Raw genomic sequence first — 16,316 nt, 5'->3', positions numbered from 1 at the left:
TGAACGCGTAGCGGCGATGAGCGTGAAAGTGGTTGCTGTCCAACGGCGTTCGCATATGTGTTGTTTTCTCGGCGAGTTCTACCGGAACCCCCGGTGGTCCCGCGACCGGCCACGTGGTGGCCTCGCGCCGGCAAACGACAGCGCCTAGCACGCTGCGCCGAGCGAGGTCAGAATTCGTGCAACTCGAATAGCTCCTCGTCGTCGTTTCCGCTGAGCAGCCTGGTTGAAGATTCGGTCGGGCGAAGACGCTGGCCTGTTCCCGTTCGATTTCGACGCCGAGTGGATCCGTGATCTGACCATTGCCGACAAAATGATTCCGGCCGCGGGAACCACGATCGTGCGTGTGCTGCCGGGCACCATCGACGGCTTGTCGACAACTCGATCCAACCTCCAGATCGACACTGCGACCGCCGCCGATAGCGAGCAGCGGTCGCAGATGAAATACCGTGCAGACCAGGGTATTTCAATCATGGAAGTGGACTTTTGGGTCGATGAGCACGACCTGCTTGTCGAGATCGCCGTCGTCACCCCGCTACCGAAGATCGGTCCGCTCGGCAGCACGGTCCGCTACCGCGACTGGGGTTCGCCCGTACGAATCGACGTGCCCTCGGACGACCAGGTCGGCACCACGGTGAACCTCGGCGGCCGGTGATCACGCAGCGCCCGGCAGTTCCTAGGCGGCACGAAGGATCGGTTCGACACCACTGATGAGGGGTGATGGCCGCCGAACCGATCCTGCAGCAGGTCAGTGCCTTACAGAGTGACGCTGACCAACTCCCGTGGTGCCGCGGCGTGCACCGAACCGTCCGCCGCGTTGTGTCCGACCAGCGGCAGTGCCGCTTCGCGTGGCGTCGGCGCGGTGGGCTGCTCGGTGCGCGGCAGCGGAGCGAGCACCTGTTGCAGCGAGGCGATCAGCGCTGCGGTGGGTGTCGTCTGGGGAATGCCGTCGAGCAGTTGGGTGCCCGTCCGCATGGCTCCGCCGGTGCAGTCGCGATCGGGGCCGAACTGGTCCTGCCCGGCTCGCAAGGCCGAAATGAGGTACTCCACTACCGGATTGGAGTTCGTCTGCACCGTGTTGTTGTTGATGTTGATGTTGATGATCGGCACCACCACGATCAGCACGATCGGGATGATGAACAGCAGCGGCACCACGACCACCGTGGGCAGCGCCAGCGCCGCCAGCGCGAGGGCCACGATCGGCACCACCACCGCGACCAGCCCGGCCAGCGCGAGACCGCCGACCGCGAGGGCCGTTATCCCGGCCGCCGCCGCACCCAAGACGAACGCGCCGAACACCGGAATACCGATCATCGCCACCGCAAGAGCCAGCGCGGCAACCAGAATCGGAATGCCGCCCACCAGCAGCGGACCGCCGACGGCAATCGCCGTCAGGAAGGCCGCACCGGCCGCGATCATGGTGCCGACCACCGCCGCCGCCGCACCTGCGGCCAACGTGGCCAGTGCGGCAACGGCGATCGCGACCATCGCCAGCAGACCCAGTACGACGGGCACACCGACCGCGAGGGCGACAGCACCGAACAGCACCGCAGCACCGACCACCGCCGCGCCGACCACGAGACCGCCGATCAGCAACGCGCCCAACACAATCGGCGTGCCGATCACCACGGCCGCCACCGCGAGCGCGGCCACGATCGCGGCGGCGATGGCGCCGAGGGTCAGCGACCCGCCGACGGCCACCGCGGCAGCCGCCAGCGCGCCGAAGATAAGCGCCCCCAGCACGATCGCTCCGCCGACAATGACGGCCGCCGCAGCCAATGCGGCCAACAGCGGCGGTCCGCCGATGATGACGGCCGCGGTCGCGAGTGCCCCGAGCGCCAACAGGCCCAGGATGATCGGTCCGCCGATGACGACGGCCGCGGCGAGCGCGGCCAGCAGCGCCGGTCCACCGATCACGACCGCCCCGACAGCCAGCGCGAGCAGGCCCAGGGCGATGGGTCCGCCGATAACGACTGCGCCGACGGCCAGTGCGCCGAGTGCCAGCAGGCCCAACACAATTGGTCCGCCGATGACGACGGCGCCGATGACGAGTGCCAGGAGCCCGAGTAGGCCCAAGGCGATGGGTCCACCGATGACAACTGCGCCGATCGCGAGCGCCCCGAGTGCGAGCGCGCCCAGTCCCAACAGGATCGGTCCGCCGATAACGACTGCGGCGACGGCGAGTGCGCCGAGTGCGAGCAGGCCCAACACAATTGGTCCGCCGATGACGACGGCGCCGATCGCAAGTGCCCCGAGTGCGAGCGCGCCCAGTCCCAACAGGATCGGTCCGCCGATGACAACTGCGGCGACGGCGAGTGCCCCGAGTGCGAGCAGGCCGAGGGCGATGGGTCCGCCGATGACGACCGCTCCGATCGCGAGTGCGCCGAGTGCGAGTAGGCCCAACACAATTGGTCCGCCGATGATCACTGCGCCGACGGCGAGTGCGCCAAGTGCCAGCAGGCCCAGGGCAATTGGCACGCCGACGACCAGTGCACCGATGGCGAGCGCACCCAGTCCCAACAGGATCGGTCCACCGACCAGCACCAACACCGGCACTATCGCCATCAGGGCCGGCGCGAGCAGCATTGCTCCGGCGATCGCCAGCAGGATGCCGATGCCGACCGCCAGAATGCCGCCCGCGATCACGGCGACGAGTTCGCCGAGCGTGGGGATGCCGATCAGCAGGATGGCGAGGGCCACTAGGCCGACCCCGACCACCGCGATACTCGCCACACCGATCACCAGGGCCGCGAAGCCGAGGATCGCACCGAATATCGGTGTCATCACCAGTCCGGCGACCACCGGCGCCAGCGGACCGAAGATCAGGAACGGCAGGCTGAGTACCGCCGCGACGAGGACGGTGGCCACGGCGAGGATGCCGGTACCGACGGCGAGGACCAGAAGCGATGCCGCGGCGACGATGACGATGGCGAGCGCGGTGATGGCCCATACGCCCAGGACCGCGCCGAAGGCAATGACGATGGCCAGGGAGATGACCCCGAAGATCAACGCCGCGAGCGGGATGGTGAGCAGCCCGAGGGGCGGGAACACCAGCATCGGGGCGAAGGCCAGCACGCCTGCGCCGAGCGCCGCCGCGATGATCAGTCCGAAGCCGGTGATGGCGAGCGCGCCGCCGATCCCGGCGAGGAACAGCAGGCCGGCGATCGCGGAGCCGATGACGTTGAAGAGCATGGTCGCCAAGAACGCGCCGAAGATCAACGGCGACAGCAATACGAACAGCGGCGGGTTGAGCAGAATGAGCCCGATGGTGTCGATCCCGAGCACGCCGAAGGCGAGGAACGGAATCGCCACACTGGCGATCGCGATGCCGGTCGCCGTCAGGCCGGAGCAGGCCATGGTCAACGCGACGACGCCGGCCGTCCCGATGAAGGTGGCGACGACGACCGCGAGCGCCACCGCCGCGACCGCGAGACCGCCGGCGACCGCGACGATCAGGCCGAGTGGAATGGTGATCAGCGCCAGCGGCGGGAAGAGCAGCGTGACCACGAACAGCGCCGCGAGCACAGCGAAGATCACCAGGGCCCCGCCGACGATGACGATGCCGGCGCCGGACACCGCGAGCAGCCCGCCGATCAGCGGTCCGGCGAACAGCATCACCACACCGAAGAACATCGGCAACGCCGTGAACAGGGCGAAGGACAGCGGAGCCAGCAGCGGGCCGAGGAAGGGCACCATCAAGATCAGCGCTGCGGTGATCGCGAGACCGACCAGCGGCACCACGTGCTGCACCAGCTCGACGGCCGCATAGACCGCGGCGATGAACGCCGCGCCGATGAACCAGGCGAAGATCGCCGCAGCCAGCACGAGCACCCCACCGGCCAGACCGAGCACGGTCGCGATGATGACGATCGGCGCGGCCAGGATGATCAGGGGCAGCATGATCGGCAGCGTCACGACGGTCAGCACGATGCCGATGACCAGCAAGACCGGCAGCGCGATCAGCGCGGCAACGACGAGCACGGGGATCGCGAGCAGGATCAGGACGGCGATGATCGGCAGCGCGATGATGGCGAGTGGCAACAACGCGAGAGCCGGGATCATGAACAACCCGGTGTGGTTGAGCGCCAAGCCGACCACGTTCCGCAGATCCTTGCGCACCGTCGACAACAGATCGGCGGCGGTCGGTCCGGTCAGCATGGACAGGAATTCCCGGACCGGATCCGGCGCACGCAGCACCGTGCCGAGCGCATCGATCAGTGGCACACCGATCTCGGTGAGCTCGGGCGAGATCGATCGGACGAACTCCCCGATCGGGGCAGGCATACCGTTGCCGTCGGCGAACGAGGTCAGTAGATCCCGCAGCCCCGCACTCGGATTCGGTCCGCTGATCGGGAATCCGAAGGCTTCGGCGGCCTGGGTGATCAGATCGTCGATGGCGTCGCCGCCCGGCTTGCGCAGGCCTGCACCGGCCATTTCGGTTGCGCTCGTGACGAATCCGAGCAGATCGTTGATCGGCTGGCGCAGCGGCCCGTCCGGGAACGCGGTGTCGGCGAAGTTCGCGATCTGGCCGAGATCGAGCCCTGACCCCGTGATCTGGGCGACGGTGGCGGCGATATCGGACACCGGTTGCGATACCGGCCCGAGTAGATCGGTGATGGCCGGTGCGACCGACGTCGACATGGGCACACTCGACGGTGCGCTGTCACGCGCCGGCGTGCTGTCACCCATCGGCGTGCTATCGCGCATCGGTGCGTTCGGCGTCGCGGCCGGCGCCGGACTGCCCGCACCAGCGGCCCACGGGGCGGTCGCAGTGCCGATCACCGACAACCCCGAATCGATCATCGAGCGCGTGCCGGGGTCGAGATGCTCGTAGGCCGTCGTGCCGAGGTTCGACAGTATGTCGCCGATCTCGCCGGCGCCGATCGGGCTGGGTGACGGCGGAGCGTCGGCGCCGATCGGGCTAGGTGACGGCGGTGCGTCGGCTGAGGCATGCGCACCGGACACCATGACGGTGGCCAGCCCCGCGAAGGCCGCGGCGGCGCTCAGTCCGCGCCGGTTCCGGTTGGTTTCCAGGCGGTGCTTTGCCTGTGCCTTGGTCGTCTTGATCTGACGTGTTTTCGTCCGCATTGTCGAACACCTTTCAGTCGATCCCGGCGAACCGGGTGCTGGTTTCCGGACAGACGCAATGGGAGATCGGATGGGAAGGGCTACTGCGGACCGGTTTCGCCCGGTCCGCAATACGCCCGCGATATCCCGCCGTTGCTCCCGATGGTGACGCCTACGTGGCTGTGCAGAATGCCCAGCACATCCCGGCATCGGAGAAAGGCGTGCAGATCTTGCCCCGCTCCCTGCTGACAGGAGAGCGTCAGCACATTCGGTACCGAGTAGTCGGCGGTGCAACCGGGCGGCGGCGGGTGTGCTGCCGCCATTCCGGCAAATGGAATCACACCCAATATGCCGACCGTGGCCGAAGTCAATGCCCAGCGTTTGCGATGGTTCTTCACCCTGAAGATGGTTGTGCATGTGGCTCGAACCGGTCAATCAGCTGATTCGGACAAAACGTCATATTCCCTGGTAGAAGCGGTGATCGCATAATCGCCAGCATATTTTCGTTATATTATGGTTATGCGGCGGTAGTTGAATTAACTGTTCGAATGGGTTCCTGGGTTGCGTGCTGACGATTCTTGCATCGGCCAGTGCAGATGCACTATTGGGCAACGTCAGGGGCGACTGTTGGATGTCACAATGGTCCGTGTCGATATCTGGGTAAGTTAATAGTAGACAATTGTTCGAAGGATTCGGTCGATATGTTCGATCGATAGTAAGTCTAAGGTAATGACGGATATTCCGCTGCCGAATTTCCGTCCGCGCGTAAAGCCGCAATCGGACCGATGTGATTGATCAGGAAGTCTGTGTCCCGGTTGCGATAGATCTCGCGTGCACAAGTAGGTCGCCGGGATCCACTCGATCAACCGTGAATATCATCGGTGCCGATATGCCGGGATCGACCGCCAGCCGTTGCTCGGCGGCCTGCGGATGGCAGTATTCGTCGCCGTCGGCGTGCCGCGCGGTGAGCGCGAGCAGCAGTGCGACCACCGCGAGCGCGACCAGGCCGGTGGCACCGACCAACAGCAGCCGCCACGCGTGTCTCCGGCGGGCCACCGCGCGCGCCGACTCGGCAATGAATTCACGCGCGACGCAGTTCAGTGAATTCGTCTGCGCGTCGAGTTCGCTCGCCGTGTCCAGGCGACACTTGCCGTAGAGCAGCCGTGCGGGGCGGCCGTCGGTCGACCAGGCGCGCGCATCCTCCTCGACGCGTTGGCGGGCCGGAGCGAACTTCGCTTCCTCGGCAAGCCAGCCCGTCATCCTGGGCCACCCCGTGAGCAGCGCGTCATGCAGCAGTTCGACCTCCCCGTCGCGGTGGACCAGCAGGCGCGCGGCCACGAACTTGTCGATGACCGCCGCGGTGCGTCGCGGGTCGGCGGACTCGCTGACCAGGATGTCGTAGCGGACTCGACTGCGGATGGTGGTGTGCGGTCCGGCCAAGGTGAGCGCGATGAGAAGTCTTCTGGCGGTGTCGTGTTCGTCGGTATCGAGCTCGAACCACACTCGTTCGGCGGTCGCCGCGACAGTGCCCGAGACACGGCCCGCGGCCTTGTACAGATCCACTGTCAAGGTTTTGCTCTTGCGCTTCGACCAGATCTCCCGCAGCACGTTCGACAGCAGGGGCAGCAGCGCGGCCCGGGCATGCGGGGACGCGGCGGAGTGGACATCGGACAGCAGGACATCGACGAGGTGCTGGTCCACCCGCAAGCCGAGCGTCGCGGCCGGCGCGGTGATCGCTTCGCGCAGTTCGTCATCGGTCATCGCGCCGAGCACCATGGACCGCTCGGGCAGCGCCGAGGCGAGCGGCTCGTAGTCCAGAATGTCGGGGACGCGATTGACGTCGAGGACCAGCACAACCACATTGGTGGCCGCCAACCCGCGCACCACGTCGAGGAAGAGACTGCGTTGTGCTTCGCCTGCGCACCGGGTGAACAGTTCCTCGCCCTGGTCGATCAGGATCAGCTGATTGCCGTCGCCCGAATAGGGGACAGTACGTAGCGCGGCGAGGGGATCGGTCCCGAGGCTGATCAGGATCGGTGTGCGGGATCCCGGATGGGCCTGCAACCCAGCGGCCAGCAACGACGACTTGCCGGTGCCCGGATAGCCGAGCAGCAGCACCAGTGACGTGTCGCAGGTCGCGGCGGCTTCGACCAGGTCGGTGAGCTGGCTCAGTGCCGCGTCGCGACCGAAGAACAGGTCGGCGTCCTCGGCGCGGTACGGGGCGAGGCCGCGGTACGGCTCACGGTTCGGGTCGCAGGCGACGGCGGGGCTGTCCGAGCGAGATGCCGTCCAGGTCTCGTGCCAGTTCGCCAGATCGAGCAGCGATGGATCGAGGCCGGCCGGCACGCTGTTACGGCTGTGCACCGCGGTGATGAGCACCTCCAGCACCGGCCGCACGGCTTCGAAGGTGGCGGGCACCCGGTCGGCGCGCCGCCATTTGCTGATCTGCTGCTCGGTGACGGTAGTCGCCCCGTTGGTTCGGGTATTGACCGCGCGGACAACGGATTTCGTCGGAGGCGCGCCCGCTACCCGGAAGAGCAGGGTCAGCCGTTCGCCGAAAAGTCCCTTCCGGTGGCTCATTTCGCCTACCAGAGCCCGGCCGATGACGGTTGCTGATCGTGTTCGCTACGTGCGTGGAGCATCTTCGAAACTCCTTGTGCTGGCTGGGTGGTCAGGCGCGAAATGCCTGATCCGGGCGCGCTGGCCGACTTGGTCGGCAGGTGGCGACTGCCTCCGGAGGGTGTTGTGAAGTATCACAAAATATACAGATATGTATTTTATTCAAGTATGTACACTTTTCTGGTGGGTACGCAACAGGGCGACGATGAGACGGATATCACTGGCCCGCCTGACCGGCCGTTGTCCCGCAAGCGGCGGCAAACTCGGGAGCGGTTGTTGAGCGCTGCGTTGGATGCGTTCGCGGAACGGGGTTTTCACGCGAGCTCGGTGGAAGACATCTGCGAGCGGGCTGGGATGACGCGCGGTGGCTTCTACGGCAACTTCGCCTCGAAGGAAGAGCTGTTCCTGGCGCTGTATGAGCAGCAAACCGCCCACCTCCTCGACGCGATCAGCACGCCGCCGCAGGCGAAGGACACGGCGATGCAGGAGTATGTGCCTGCTTTTCTCGGGATGATCCCGCAGGATCTCCGGTGGCATCTGGTCAACTCCGAATTCGCCCTGCACGCGCTGCGTGACCCCGCGGCAGCCGCCGTCCTGGTTGAGGCGACCACGCGCTTGCGTGCTCGAATGAGCAGCCGCATCGACGACGTACTCACCGCGGCGGGACTACGCCTCACCGTGCCCACCGACACCGTCGTCCGCTGGCTGTTCGCCGTCCGCAACGGTGGACTCACCCAGGCCTATCTGGAACCCGATCTCCTGCGCCCCAACGAGCTGCCCGACCAACTCGCGCAACTACTCCTCGTCGTGGCCACCCGTGCGGCCGACCACAGTTAGCTCGCCTGGCCACAGCGCGCTCGAATTTCTGTTGACGTTGACACGTCTGCGTCGCTGACGCAGACGTGTCCCCGACGCCCACCAAGGCCGTCGATGGTGTTGATTTGCGTTGCCTCTGTTGAACCGCGCTGTCGCCCGAAAGCTGTTGGCGTGCGTGGCAAACGCCGGTACCGAGCTATCGAACCGATTCGAGTGATGGGATCCACGCTGTGCCTTCGCCCCACGACGATGAACCGAATAAGGCTCTCCCGCAAGAGATATCATCGGAGCCAGGCACACTACCGGCGGCCGAGAAGCGGTCGCGATGGCGGACCGACCGCCGTGCCCGCTACGCGCTGCTGGGATTGGCCCTCATCGTGCCGACCGGGACCCTGTTGATCGCCCGCACGGACTCGGCGCCCCCGCGCCCGCAGTTCAGCAAGTTCGTCTCGGGAACCTTCACCTCCGGCTTCGGAACCCACTGGGGCGTACAGAATTTCGGTGTCGATATCGCAGGCCCGATCGGCACGCCCATCGTCGCCGTCGCCGACGGCACCGTGCTCGAAGCAGGTCCCGCCGCCGGATTCGGCATGTGGGTACGACTCCTGCACAACGACGGCACCATCACCATCTACGGCAATATCGACACCGCAACGGTATCCAGCGGGCAACGGGTATTGTCCGGCGATCAGATCGCAACCCTCGGCAACAGAGGATTCTCGGCAGGCCCGCATTGCCATTTCGAGGTATGGCTGGCCGGCAAAGACAAGACCGACCCGGTCCCATGGCTCGCCACCCGCGGCATCGACCTCGGCCCCCAAGCCCCCTGACAAGCCCTGGCGCCCGTCCAGGTCGGCCCCACCGTACGACGTCCCCCGTCGCTTCTTCCCGCCAACGCGGCTGGCTCGAATGAACAAGGAGGTCTGATGGTCCGCCACCAACAGGTAGACGATTCCGCCGGTGACGACCGGCAGGGCGGACCGCCGATGACGTATCAGCGGCCATGGACTAGCGCGGACGATGCGACGGTCCGGCTGCGTCGCTGCCGAGAACCCTTGCCGCACACCGAACGGCTGTATCAGAACGTGGTGTCGCGGACCATCGAACCTCTCGAGTTGGAGATCGCCCAGGAGCTCCCCGACGTCTGCAGTCGGCACGGGCGTCCCGCAGTGGCGCGCAAGCCGATCAGGGTGTGTTTCTACGATGCGAAGCAGCACCCCCGGTTTCATCGCATCGCCGTAGCGAACTGGCCTACCAAGCAGCTGTCGCCGTTATCGACGATCCTCGTCGGTGACTGGCCGGTCTGTGACCGGTGCGCCGGCGCCGCTCGCCGCGCTCGCCGCATTGCGGCGGTGATCGCGGCGGTGATGACCGTGAATCTACTCGTTTTGGCGTTCCTGATCGTCGCGGCCAGGGCCGGGCTGATGACCGACTTCCAGGCAGCGGTGCGACCTTTGGCGTGGATGCTGTTTCCAGGCTCGATTCCGATCGAAATCTGTGTGCTGGTGTTGTTGCTGCACAGCGGAACGGAGCCTGCGGTGTTCCGGCCGATCTATGACGAGCGATTCGCCTTCGTTCGAGCCCACCCACATTTTCGTAAATCCTTGCAGGCTATGCCCAACGGCAGACCCCCTACAGCCCCCACCGACCACTAGGCGGCTGGTTTCCAAGACGAACGCGGTTTCGCTCCGGAATCCGGTGGCGTGCATCGGGCTAGGGGGCGTGATCGCAAACATGTTCCACTGCGCCTGCGGTGTCGACCGATGATCACGCCTAGCAATCCCGTGGCCATCAATGTCGGTTCTGGCGGTTTGCTGAATATATGCTTCAGCTGTCGACATCTGGTCTGATGCCGCGAATGCAGCGCGTGTTCTTTGAATAACCGATTGCTACGACATTGCTTTTGAGCGCAGATTTGCCCGGCCGAAGAGGTCCAACGCTGTGCCATTGGGGCTGGAGGCCACTGAATCAATAGGCAGCACAACAGGTTTTCCGGGCTCTGCGGTTGCGGGACCGGTGTATCCGAACATTGGAGGTCGAGATGTCCAGTAAGGCGGAGCAACGCGTCTGCAGGTTCGGCGTTGCCGCCGTGGCCGTCATGGTGACGTTGGGCGGGCCGGCAATCGTTTCATCGAATCCGGCGGGCGCGGCGCCACCCCTTCCGCAGGTGGATGAGTTCTACCAGCCACCAGCCGGTTTCGAGTCCGCGGCGCCGGGCGCGATTCTGCGATCCCGGCCGATCGAGTTGGTGGCGCCGTTGCCGGCGCAAGCTTGGCAACTGCTCTATCGCACCACCGACGTGTTCGAGCGGCCGGATGTCACCGTCACCACGGTGTTCCTGCCCGACAATGTCCGACCGGACCGGCCGCTGGTGTCGCAGCAAATGTTCGAGGACGCCTCCGGTCCGCAATGCGTCCCGTCCTACGGTCTGCAGGCCGGTGCCCAGTCCTCTACGGAGACCACGGGGCAGATAAAGGATTTGCAAACCATGCTCTCGAACGGCTGGGTGGTGTCGGTGCCCGACTTCGGCGGGCGATTCGGCCACTTCCCGGTTGCCCAAGAGCCCGGTTTCATGACGCTGGATGGCATTCGCGCGGCCACCCAGTTCGCTCCGCTCGGTCTCGGCTCCGAGACCCGCGTCGGTCTGTTCGGGTATTCGGGCGGCGGGTTCGCGACGGGGTGGACGGCTGAGCTGCAACCCAGTTACGCACCTGAGCTCAACCTGGCCGGCGCCGCGTACGGCGGCCCCGGAGCTGATATCAATGCGGCATTGTTCACCACGAACGGCGGGCCCTTCTCGGCCATCGTCGGTAGCGGTCTGTCGTCCTACTACGCCACCTATCCCGAGGTCAAAGCGGCGATGCGGCCGCACCTGACACCCGAGGGGGCGGCCGTGATGGATCAGATCCAGACGCAATGCCTGTCTAAGACTCTGGCCCAGCAGTTCTTCGGCGACTGGAAACGGTATTTCGACATCCCGCTGGACCAGGTCCTGGCGTTGCCGCCGCTTGCCGAAGTTATCAACGAGGCCAGGTTGGGTACCCACGCGCCGTCTGCGCCGCTTTATGTTTTTCAAGCTGTGCCGGACGAAGTGATTCCGGTGGGCTCGACCGACCGGATGGTCGAAGATCTCTGTGCGCGTGGGGCTAGCGTCACGTACATACGTGAGCAGCTAGCCGAGCACCTGAGCATGATTTTCTCGGGTGCCCCCGCCGCGTTCTCCTGGCTGGGGGAACGCCTGAACGCCGACACTCCGGCGCCGACCGGATGCAGCAGCACCACCGTGCTGTCCCAATTCATCGCCCCGAAGTAACGGGTCGTGCAGTGCGCCGGGCCCCACGGTCGCGGCCCGGCGCACCGTTCACTCGACACGACGTAGTTCTCTGCGAGGGCGCCGGATCCGAAAGGCACACCGCGCCAACCAGATCCGCTGTCGCAGCGAGGTCCAGCCGCGGCGCCCGCAGCCTCTGGCTATTCAGCAGTCTCCTAGAGGTGTGTCGCTGTGCGGACAAGGTCGGCCACGGCTTGGGATCTGCTGTGTGGCGGCCAGGCGATGACAGTCGTGACGGTTGGTGCGTCCGGCACGGGCACGATGGCGTGATCGTCGCGTAGCTGGGCGCGCAGCGACTCGGGCATGAGCGCGCAGGCCCGGCCGAGGGTGATCAGCTGGGTCAGTTGGGTGTGGTCGCGAACCTGCGGGCCGGGGCCGTCGGGATAACTGCCATCCCGTCGAGGCCAGCGTGGCAGGGGCAGGTCCGGCAGGGTATTGACCTCGGCCATCGACAGGTGGGGTCGGTCGGCGAGGGGGTGTCCCGCGGGCAGGACCACGATCTGCTGTTCGGTGTGCAGGTCCTCGGTGTCGAATCCGGCTGTCGTGTCGTAGGGCCGGTGGAGCAGCGCAACGTCGGCACTCCCGTTGCGTAGCAGGCTTTCCGGTTCGCCCGGCCCGCAGAGCATCACCTCGACTGCGACAGCGGAGGGTTCGGCGGCATAGGCGTCCAGCAGCTTCGACAACAGTTCTCTGGACGCTCCTGCCTTGGTGGCCAGCACCACGCCGGGCCGGTCGGCAGCTGCACGGCGGGTGCGGCGCTCGGCGGCGTCGACCGCTTCGAGGGCGAGCCGGGCCTCCCGCAGAAGCACCGACCCGGCCGTGGTCAAAGTGATTGCGCGTGAATTGCGGTGCAGCAGAACGGCTCCGAGTCGCCGTTCGAGCTGCTGGATCGCCCGCGATAGCGGTGGTTGCGCCATGGCGAGCCGTTGTGCCGCCCGCCCGAAATGCAATTCCTCGGCGACGGCGACGAAATATCGCAACTCCCGCGTCTCCACCCGATCATGGTAACCGGCAATGACCACTACCAATACCCGTGCGGTATCGCCGCCCACCCGATCGGTCTTGGACGCAACCCCCGGAATCGCAGCAGGATCGACGGTGTGAGTGAACAGACGATTGCGCTGGTGACCGGCGCGAACAAGGGAATCGGATACGAGATCGCCGCCGGCCTGGGCGCGCTCGGCTGGCGAATCGGTGTGGGCGCGCGTGATCGGCAACGCCGCGCCACCGCGGTCGAGAAGCTGCGCGCGGCCGGGACCGATGCGTTCGAGGTGCCGCTCGACGTGACCGACGACGCGAGTGTGGCCGCAGCGGCCGAATTGATCGCCGACCATGCCGGCGGGCTCGATGTTCTGGTCAACAATGCCGCGATCACCGGCGGTATGCCGCAGACACCGACCACGGTCGATCCCGCGACCGTGCGAATCGTCGTGGAAACCAACGTGATCGGTGTCATCCGGGTCACCAACGCGATGCTGCCCATGCTGCGCGCCTCGGCATCACCGCGAATCGTCACCATGTCCAGCAGCGTCGGCTCGCTCGGCCTGCAAACCACACCCGGTATCGACATGGGCCCGGTTCCCGCCGCCTACTTGGCCTCGAAGACCTTCCTCAACGCCCTCACTATCCAGTACGTCAAGGAACTCGGTGAGACCAACATCTTGATCAACTCCGGCTGTCCCGGTTTCACCGCCACCGATCTCAACGGTTTTCGCGGCGCCCGTACACCGCAACAGGGTGCGGCCATCGCGATTCGCCTCGCGACCCTGCCCGACGACGGACCGACCGGCGGATTCTTCGACGACGCCGGCCCGGTGCCCTGGTGACGGGCGCACCGGTGGACATCATTCCCGTTGTCGAAGTCAGCTGCGCGGCAACTACCTACGGCCGTTGATCTTCCGCAGAACCGCGTTGGTCTCTTCGGACCGCGCGGGTTGCGGCAAAGTAGCGCGTCGGCCGTGTGGCATAGCCATGGTCAGAAATCTTGAGACATTCCGCTATCCGCTCCGTCGTTGGTGTCCGTAAAGGCGGTATGGAACACGCAGCCACCCAGTGGAAGCACGGCCTGTTGCCACCTGTCAGTGTTTCGGCAGTATCCGGTAGACGATCTCTACCCCGCCGCCGTCCAACGGCCGCGAGCTCTCGAATTCCAAACCGGTCTGTGGATTCAGCGAATCAGTCAGGCGCATGCCGCTGCCGACGAAGAACGGCAAAATCACCAGTTCGAGTTTGTCGAGAACACCGAGCGCGTGGTAGGTCTCGATGGTGCCGGGGCCGCCGATGAGATGGACATCTCCGCCGCGATTGGCCGCGCGGACCTTCTCCAGCAGCCGCTGCGGATCGTCGTCGAAGGTGACATCGTCGGGAGTGCCCTCCGGCCGGTGCGAGCCGAGCACAAAAACCTCCAGGTCGGGCCAGGGCCAGCGCTCGGCGGTCAGCGCGGGTTCGAAGGTGGTGCGACCCATCAGCGCAGCCTCGCAGGTCTTCAGGAATTCGGCGATGCCGTGACTGCCCGGACCGTGCGCCGGATCGATGACCTGAGGCGGCCAGCCGTCGGGAGTCGTCACATAGCCGTCAGCGGCCACGCACAGGCGAGCCAGGATTTGCATGAGATCATCCTTTCGTCGAGTCACAGAAGAGACGACGCCTTCCGCCGAAATTCATCGGCAAACCAGAAAAGCCTGCCCAGGATCGTTCACCAGAACCTGGATCTGTGCCACCGCCCACCTCCCGAACTCGGCAAAGGCGGACGCTCCCTGAGCGTTCGGCCGACAGCTTGATCAGGGTCGGCCGAACGCACGCTCTTCGACAGAGCGCGCGTTGGGAAGCGCTGTCAGCCAACGATTCTGGACGGCCGACCAACGCGCGCTCCGCGGCATTACAGTGTGTTCCGTTTGGGACTCTGCGGCTCACATCGACACGAGCCGAAGCCACTCGACACATGCCGCGACCTCCTGTTCCTGCCGGTCTGCGCCCGCCACAACACGATCCGCGCCCGCGTCGCCACCGTCGCTGGCGATCTGAGCCCTGAGCACGCGGGCGGTAAACTTTCAGGGATGCGGATCGGCGAGCTGTCCAAGCGCACGGGCGTGAGTCAGCGCTCACTGCGGTACTACGAAGAGCAGGGCCTGCTGACCAGCTCACGCTCCGACGCCGGGCAGCGTCACTATTCCGATGCCGAGGTCCAGCGCGTATCGCTCATCCGGCAGCTGTTCGACGCGGGGCTGTCCAGCCGGGTGATCGCGACTGTGTTGCCGTGCGTGGAGACCCCCGGTGACCAGGGCGTCGTCGAGCTGGCGTTCGAGACGATGGTGCGCGAGCGCGACCGGATCGACGCCGACATCGCGCACCTGATCGAGACCCGAGCCGCGCTCGACGTGCTGATCAGGGCCAACAGCCAGCACCAGGCGGAGCTGTCTGCGGCCCCGGAACCGGTGGCGTCAACCTGATGCTGTGACCTGCACCTCAGCCGCTTGCCCCTTACATCGGTGTCAGGGGTGAGGATGGCGACAGAGCCCGGAACCGCCGGGGTCGGTCACACAGGAGGCGGCAGAAGATGGGGCAGGCGTGGGGTTTCGGCAGGTATGGCGGGCCCGAGGTGCAGGAGTTCTTCGATCGTCCCGATCCCGTCCCCGGTCGCGGCGAGGTGCTGATCCGGGTCGACGTCGCCGGCGTGAATCCCCTCGACCACCTGTTGCGCTCGGGTCTGGTCCCCGGGCTCGGCGGCGGGCGTCTGTTTCCCCGCGTGCTGGGCATGGAGGCAGCGGGAACCGTTCTCGCCCGGGGCGGGGACGTCGACGGGCTCGAGGTGGGTGACGCGGTCTTCGGCTTCGCATTCACCGGTGGCGGCACCTACGCCGAGACGACGGTGCTGTCCGCACCGAACACCGCGCGCATCCCGGCGGGTCTGTCCGCGATCGTCGCGGCAACGCTACCGGTGGCCGGGACGACCGCGGTGGATGCGCTCGACCAGCTCGGCCTTCCGGCCGGTGCCACGATCCTGGTCAACGGGGTCGGGGGCGGGGTCGGCCTCGCCGTCGCCCGGCTGGCTGTCGGACGCGAGCTGCGTGTGATCGGCACCGGGAGTACCGCCAAGCGAGAGCCTGCCGAGGCCATCGGGGTGCGGTTCATCGACTATGCCGCCGGGAACGTTGTCGCCGCGGCACGCGAGCTGGTTCCGGACGGCGTCGACGGGATCGTCGACCTGGTCGGAGGCACCTCGCTGCGGACGGTCGCGCCACTGGCCCGGGACCCACGCAACGTGATCGCCGTGGGTGATTCGTCTGTGGCCGATCTGGGTGGGCGTTTCGTCGAGCGTCGCCTCGACCGCGAGAACCTGGAGCGGTCCGCCCGGCTGGCCCTCGACGGAGTCCTCGCACCCGTGATCACCGCGGTCCATCCGCTCTCCGACGCCCCGGCCGCCCTCGCCACCGTCGAGAACGGTCACGCTTCGGGCAAGGTTGTCATCAAGGTGGCATGAGAAGTG

The 16,316-nt window shown here is 66.2% G+C and carries 12 protein-coding genes and 1 pseudogene; 8 read left to right on the top strand and 5 right to left on the bottom strand.

The window, feature by feature from the left end; translation table 11 throughout:
* Nucleotides 1–223 precede the first annotated feature (223 nt).
* A complete protein-coding gene (locus tag ABZ942_RS15805) occupies nucleotides 224–652 on the top strand; it encodes a hypothetical protein (protein ID WP_357382406.1) in 429 nt (142 codons plus the stop codon).
* A gap of 101 nt (nucleotides 653–753) precedes the next feature.
* Here ABZ942_RS15805 and ABZ942_RS15800 read toward each other — a convergent pair whose 3' ends face one another.
* The 3 genes from ABZ942_RS15800 to ABZ942_RS15790 all read right to left on the bottom strand — a co-directional run bounded on the left by ABZ942_RS15800 (nucleotide 754) and on the right by ABZ942_RS15790 (nucleotide 7,644).
* Nucleotides 754–5,085 carry a hypothetical protein gene (locus ABZ942_RS15800; protein ID WP_357382404.1) on the bottom strand — a complete coding sequence of 1,444 codons (4,332 nt, stop codon included), beginning with the start codon at nucleotides 5,083–5,085 and terminating at the stop codon, nucleotides 754–756.
* 80 nt (nucleotides 5,086–5,165) lie between these two features.
* A complete protein-coding gene (locus ABZ942_RS15795) occupies nucleotides 5,166–5,462 on the bottom strand; it encodes a hypothetical protein (RefSeq protein WP_357382402.1) in 297 nt (98 codons plus the stop codon).
* Between the two features lie 397 nt (nucleotides 5,463–5,859).
* Entirely contained in the window at nucleotides 5,860–7,644 is a 1,785-nt protein-coding gene (locus tag ABZ942_RS15790; RefSeq protein WP_357382400.1) for an ATP-binding protein, read from the bottom strand.
* Nucleotides 7,645–7,866: 222 nt separating this feature from the next.
* On the opposite strand from ABZ942_RS15790, the gene ABZ942_RS15785 reads away from it, so the two are divergent.
* The 4 genes and pseudogenes from ABZ942_RS15785 to ABZ942_RS15770 all read left to right on the top strand — a co-directional run bounded on the left by ABZ942_RS15785 (nucleotide 7,867) and on the right by ABZ942_RS15770 (nucleotide 11,812).
* The gene (locus ABZ942_RS15785) at nucleotides 7,867–8,520 is read left to right on the top strand and encodes a TetR/AcrR family transcriptional regulator (protein ID WP_357382398.1); all 654 of its coding nucleotides are present in this window, start codon (nucleotides 7,867–7,869) and stop codon (nucleotides 8,518–8,520) included.
* A gap of 431 nt (nucleotides 8,521–8,951) precedes the next feature.
* Nucleotides 8,952–9,329 (top strand): annotated as a pseudogene (locus tag ABZ942_RS15780) (M23 family metallopeptidase); the annotation flags it as partial.
* Between the two features lie 96 nt (nucleotides 9,330–9,425).
* Complete coding sequence (locus tag ABZ942_RS15775; RefSeq protein WP_357382396.1) at nucleotides 9,426–10,154, top strand: hypothetical protein; 729 nt, start codon at nucleotides 9,426–9,428, stop codon at nucleotides 10,152–10,154.
* A gap of 374 nt (nucleotides 10,155–10,528) precedes the next feature.
* Nucleotides 10,529–11,812, top strand: coding sequence for a lipase family protein (locus ABZ942_RS15770; protein WP_357382394.1), 1,284 nt, complete (start codon nucleotides 10,529–10,531; stop codon nucleotides 11,810–11,812).
* A 173-nt stretch (nucleotides 11,813–11,985) separates the two neighbouring features.
* On the opposite strand, the gene ABZ942_RS15765 is transcribed toward ABZ942_RS15770, so the two are convergent.
* A complete protein-coding gene (locus ABZ942_RS15765; protein ID WP_357382392.1) occupies nucleotides 11,986–12,825 on the bottom strand; it encodes a LysR family transcriptional regulator in 840 nt (279 codons plus the stop codon).
* Nucleotides 12,826–12,930: 105 nt separating this feature from the next.
* Here ABZ942_RS15765 and ABZ942_RS15760 point away from each other — a divergent pair, with 105 nt between their 5' ends.
* Nucleotides 12,931–13,656, top strand: a complete 726-nt coding sequence (locus ABZ942_RS15760) for an SDR family oxidoreductase (protein ID WP_357382390.1) — start codon at nucleotides 12,931–12,933, stop codon at nucleotides 13,654–13,656.
* Nucleotides 13,657–13,908: 252 nt separating this feature from the next.
* Here ABZ942_RS15760 and ABZ942_RS15755 read toward each other — a convergent pair whose 3' ends face one another.
* Nucleotides 13,909–14,439 (bottom strand): dihydrofolate reductase family protein, encoded by a 531-nt coding sequence (locus ABZ942_RS15755; protein WP_357382388.1) that lies wholly within the window; start codon nucleotides 14,437–14,439, stop codon nucleotides 13,909–13,911.
* A 447-nt stretch (nucleotides 14,440–14,886) separates the two neighbouring features.
* Between ABZ942_RS15755 and ABZ942_RS15750 the strand changes: the two genes are divergently transcribed.
* Nucleotides 14,887–15,279, top strand: coding sequence for a MerR family transcriptional regulator (locus ABZ942_RS15750; RefSeq protein WP_357382386.1), 393 nt, complete (start codon nucleotides 14,887–14,889; stop codon nucleotides 15,277–15,279).
* Between the two features lie 107 nt (nucleotides 15,280–15,386).
* A complete protein-coding gene (locus tag ABZ942_RS15745; protein ID WP_357382384.1) occupies nucleotides 15,387–16,310 on the top strand; it encodes an NADP-dependent oxidoreductase in 924 nt (307 codons plus the stop codon).
* Nucleotides 16,311–16,316: the final 6 nt, after the last annotated feature.

The sequence above is a fragment of the Nocardia sp. NPDC046473 genome (genome assembly GCF_040645995.1).
GTDB lineage: Bacteria > Actinomycetota > Actinomycetes > Mycobacteriales > Mycobacteriaceae > Nocardia.
Note: the sequence above shows the minus strand (reverse complement) of the source record. Positions and strands in the feature narration are given on the sequence as shown.

Coding starts and splice junctions, on each gene's coding strand:
- ABZ942_RS15790 (WP_357382400.1), bottom strand. CDS start 7,644: ATGAGCCACCGGAAGGGACTTTTCGGCGAACGGCTGACCCTGCTCTTC.
- ABZ942_RS15800 (WP_357382404.1), bottom strand. CDS start 5,085: ATGCGGACGAAAACACGTCAGATCAAGACGACCAAGGCACAGGCAAAG.
- ABZ942_RS15745 (WP_357382384.1), top strand. CDS start 15,387: ATGGGGCAGGCGTGGGGTTTCGGCAGGTATGGCGGGCCCGAGGTGCAG.
- ABZ942_RS15775 (WP_357382396.1), top strand. CDS start 9,426: ATGGTCCGCCACCAACAGGTAGACGATTCCGCCGGTGACGACCGGCAG.
- ABZ942_RS15750 (WP_357382386.1), top strand. CDS start 14,887: ATGCGGATCGGCGAGCTGTCCAAGCGCACGGGCGTGAGTCAGCGCTCA.
- ABZ942_RS15755 (WP_357382388.1), bottom strand. CDS start 14,439: ATGCAAATCCTGGCTCGCCTGTGCGTGGCCGCTGACGGCTATGTGACG.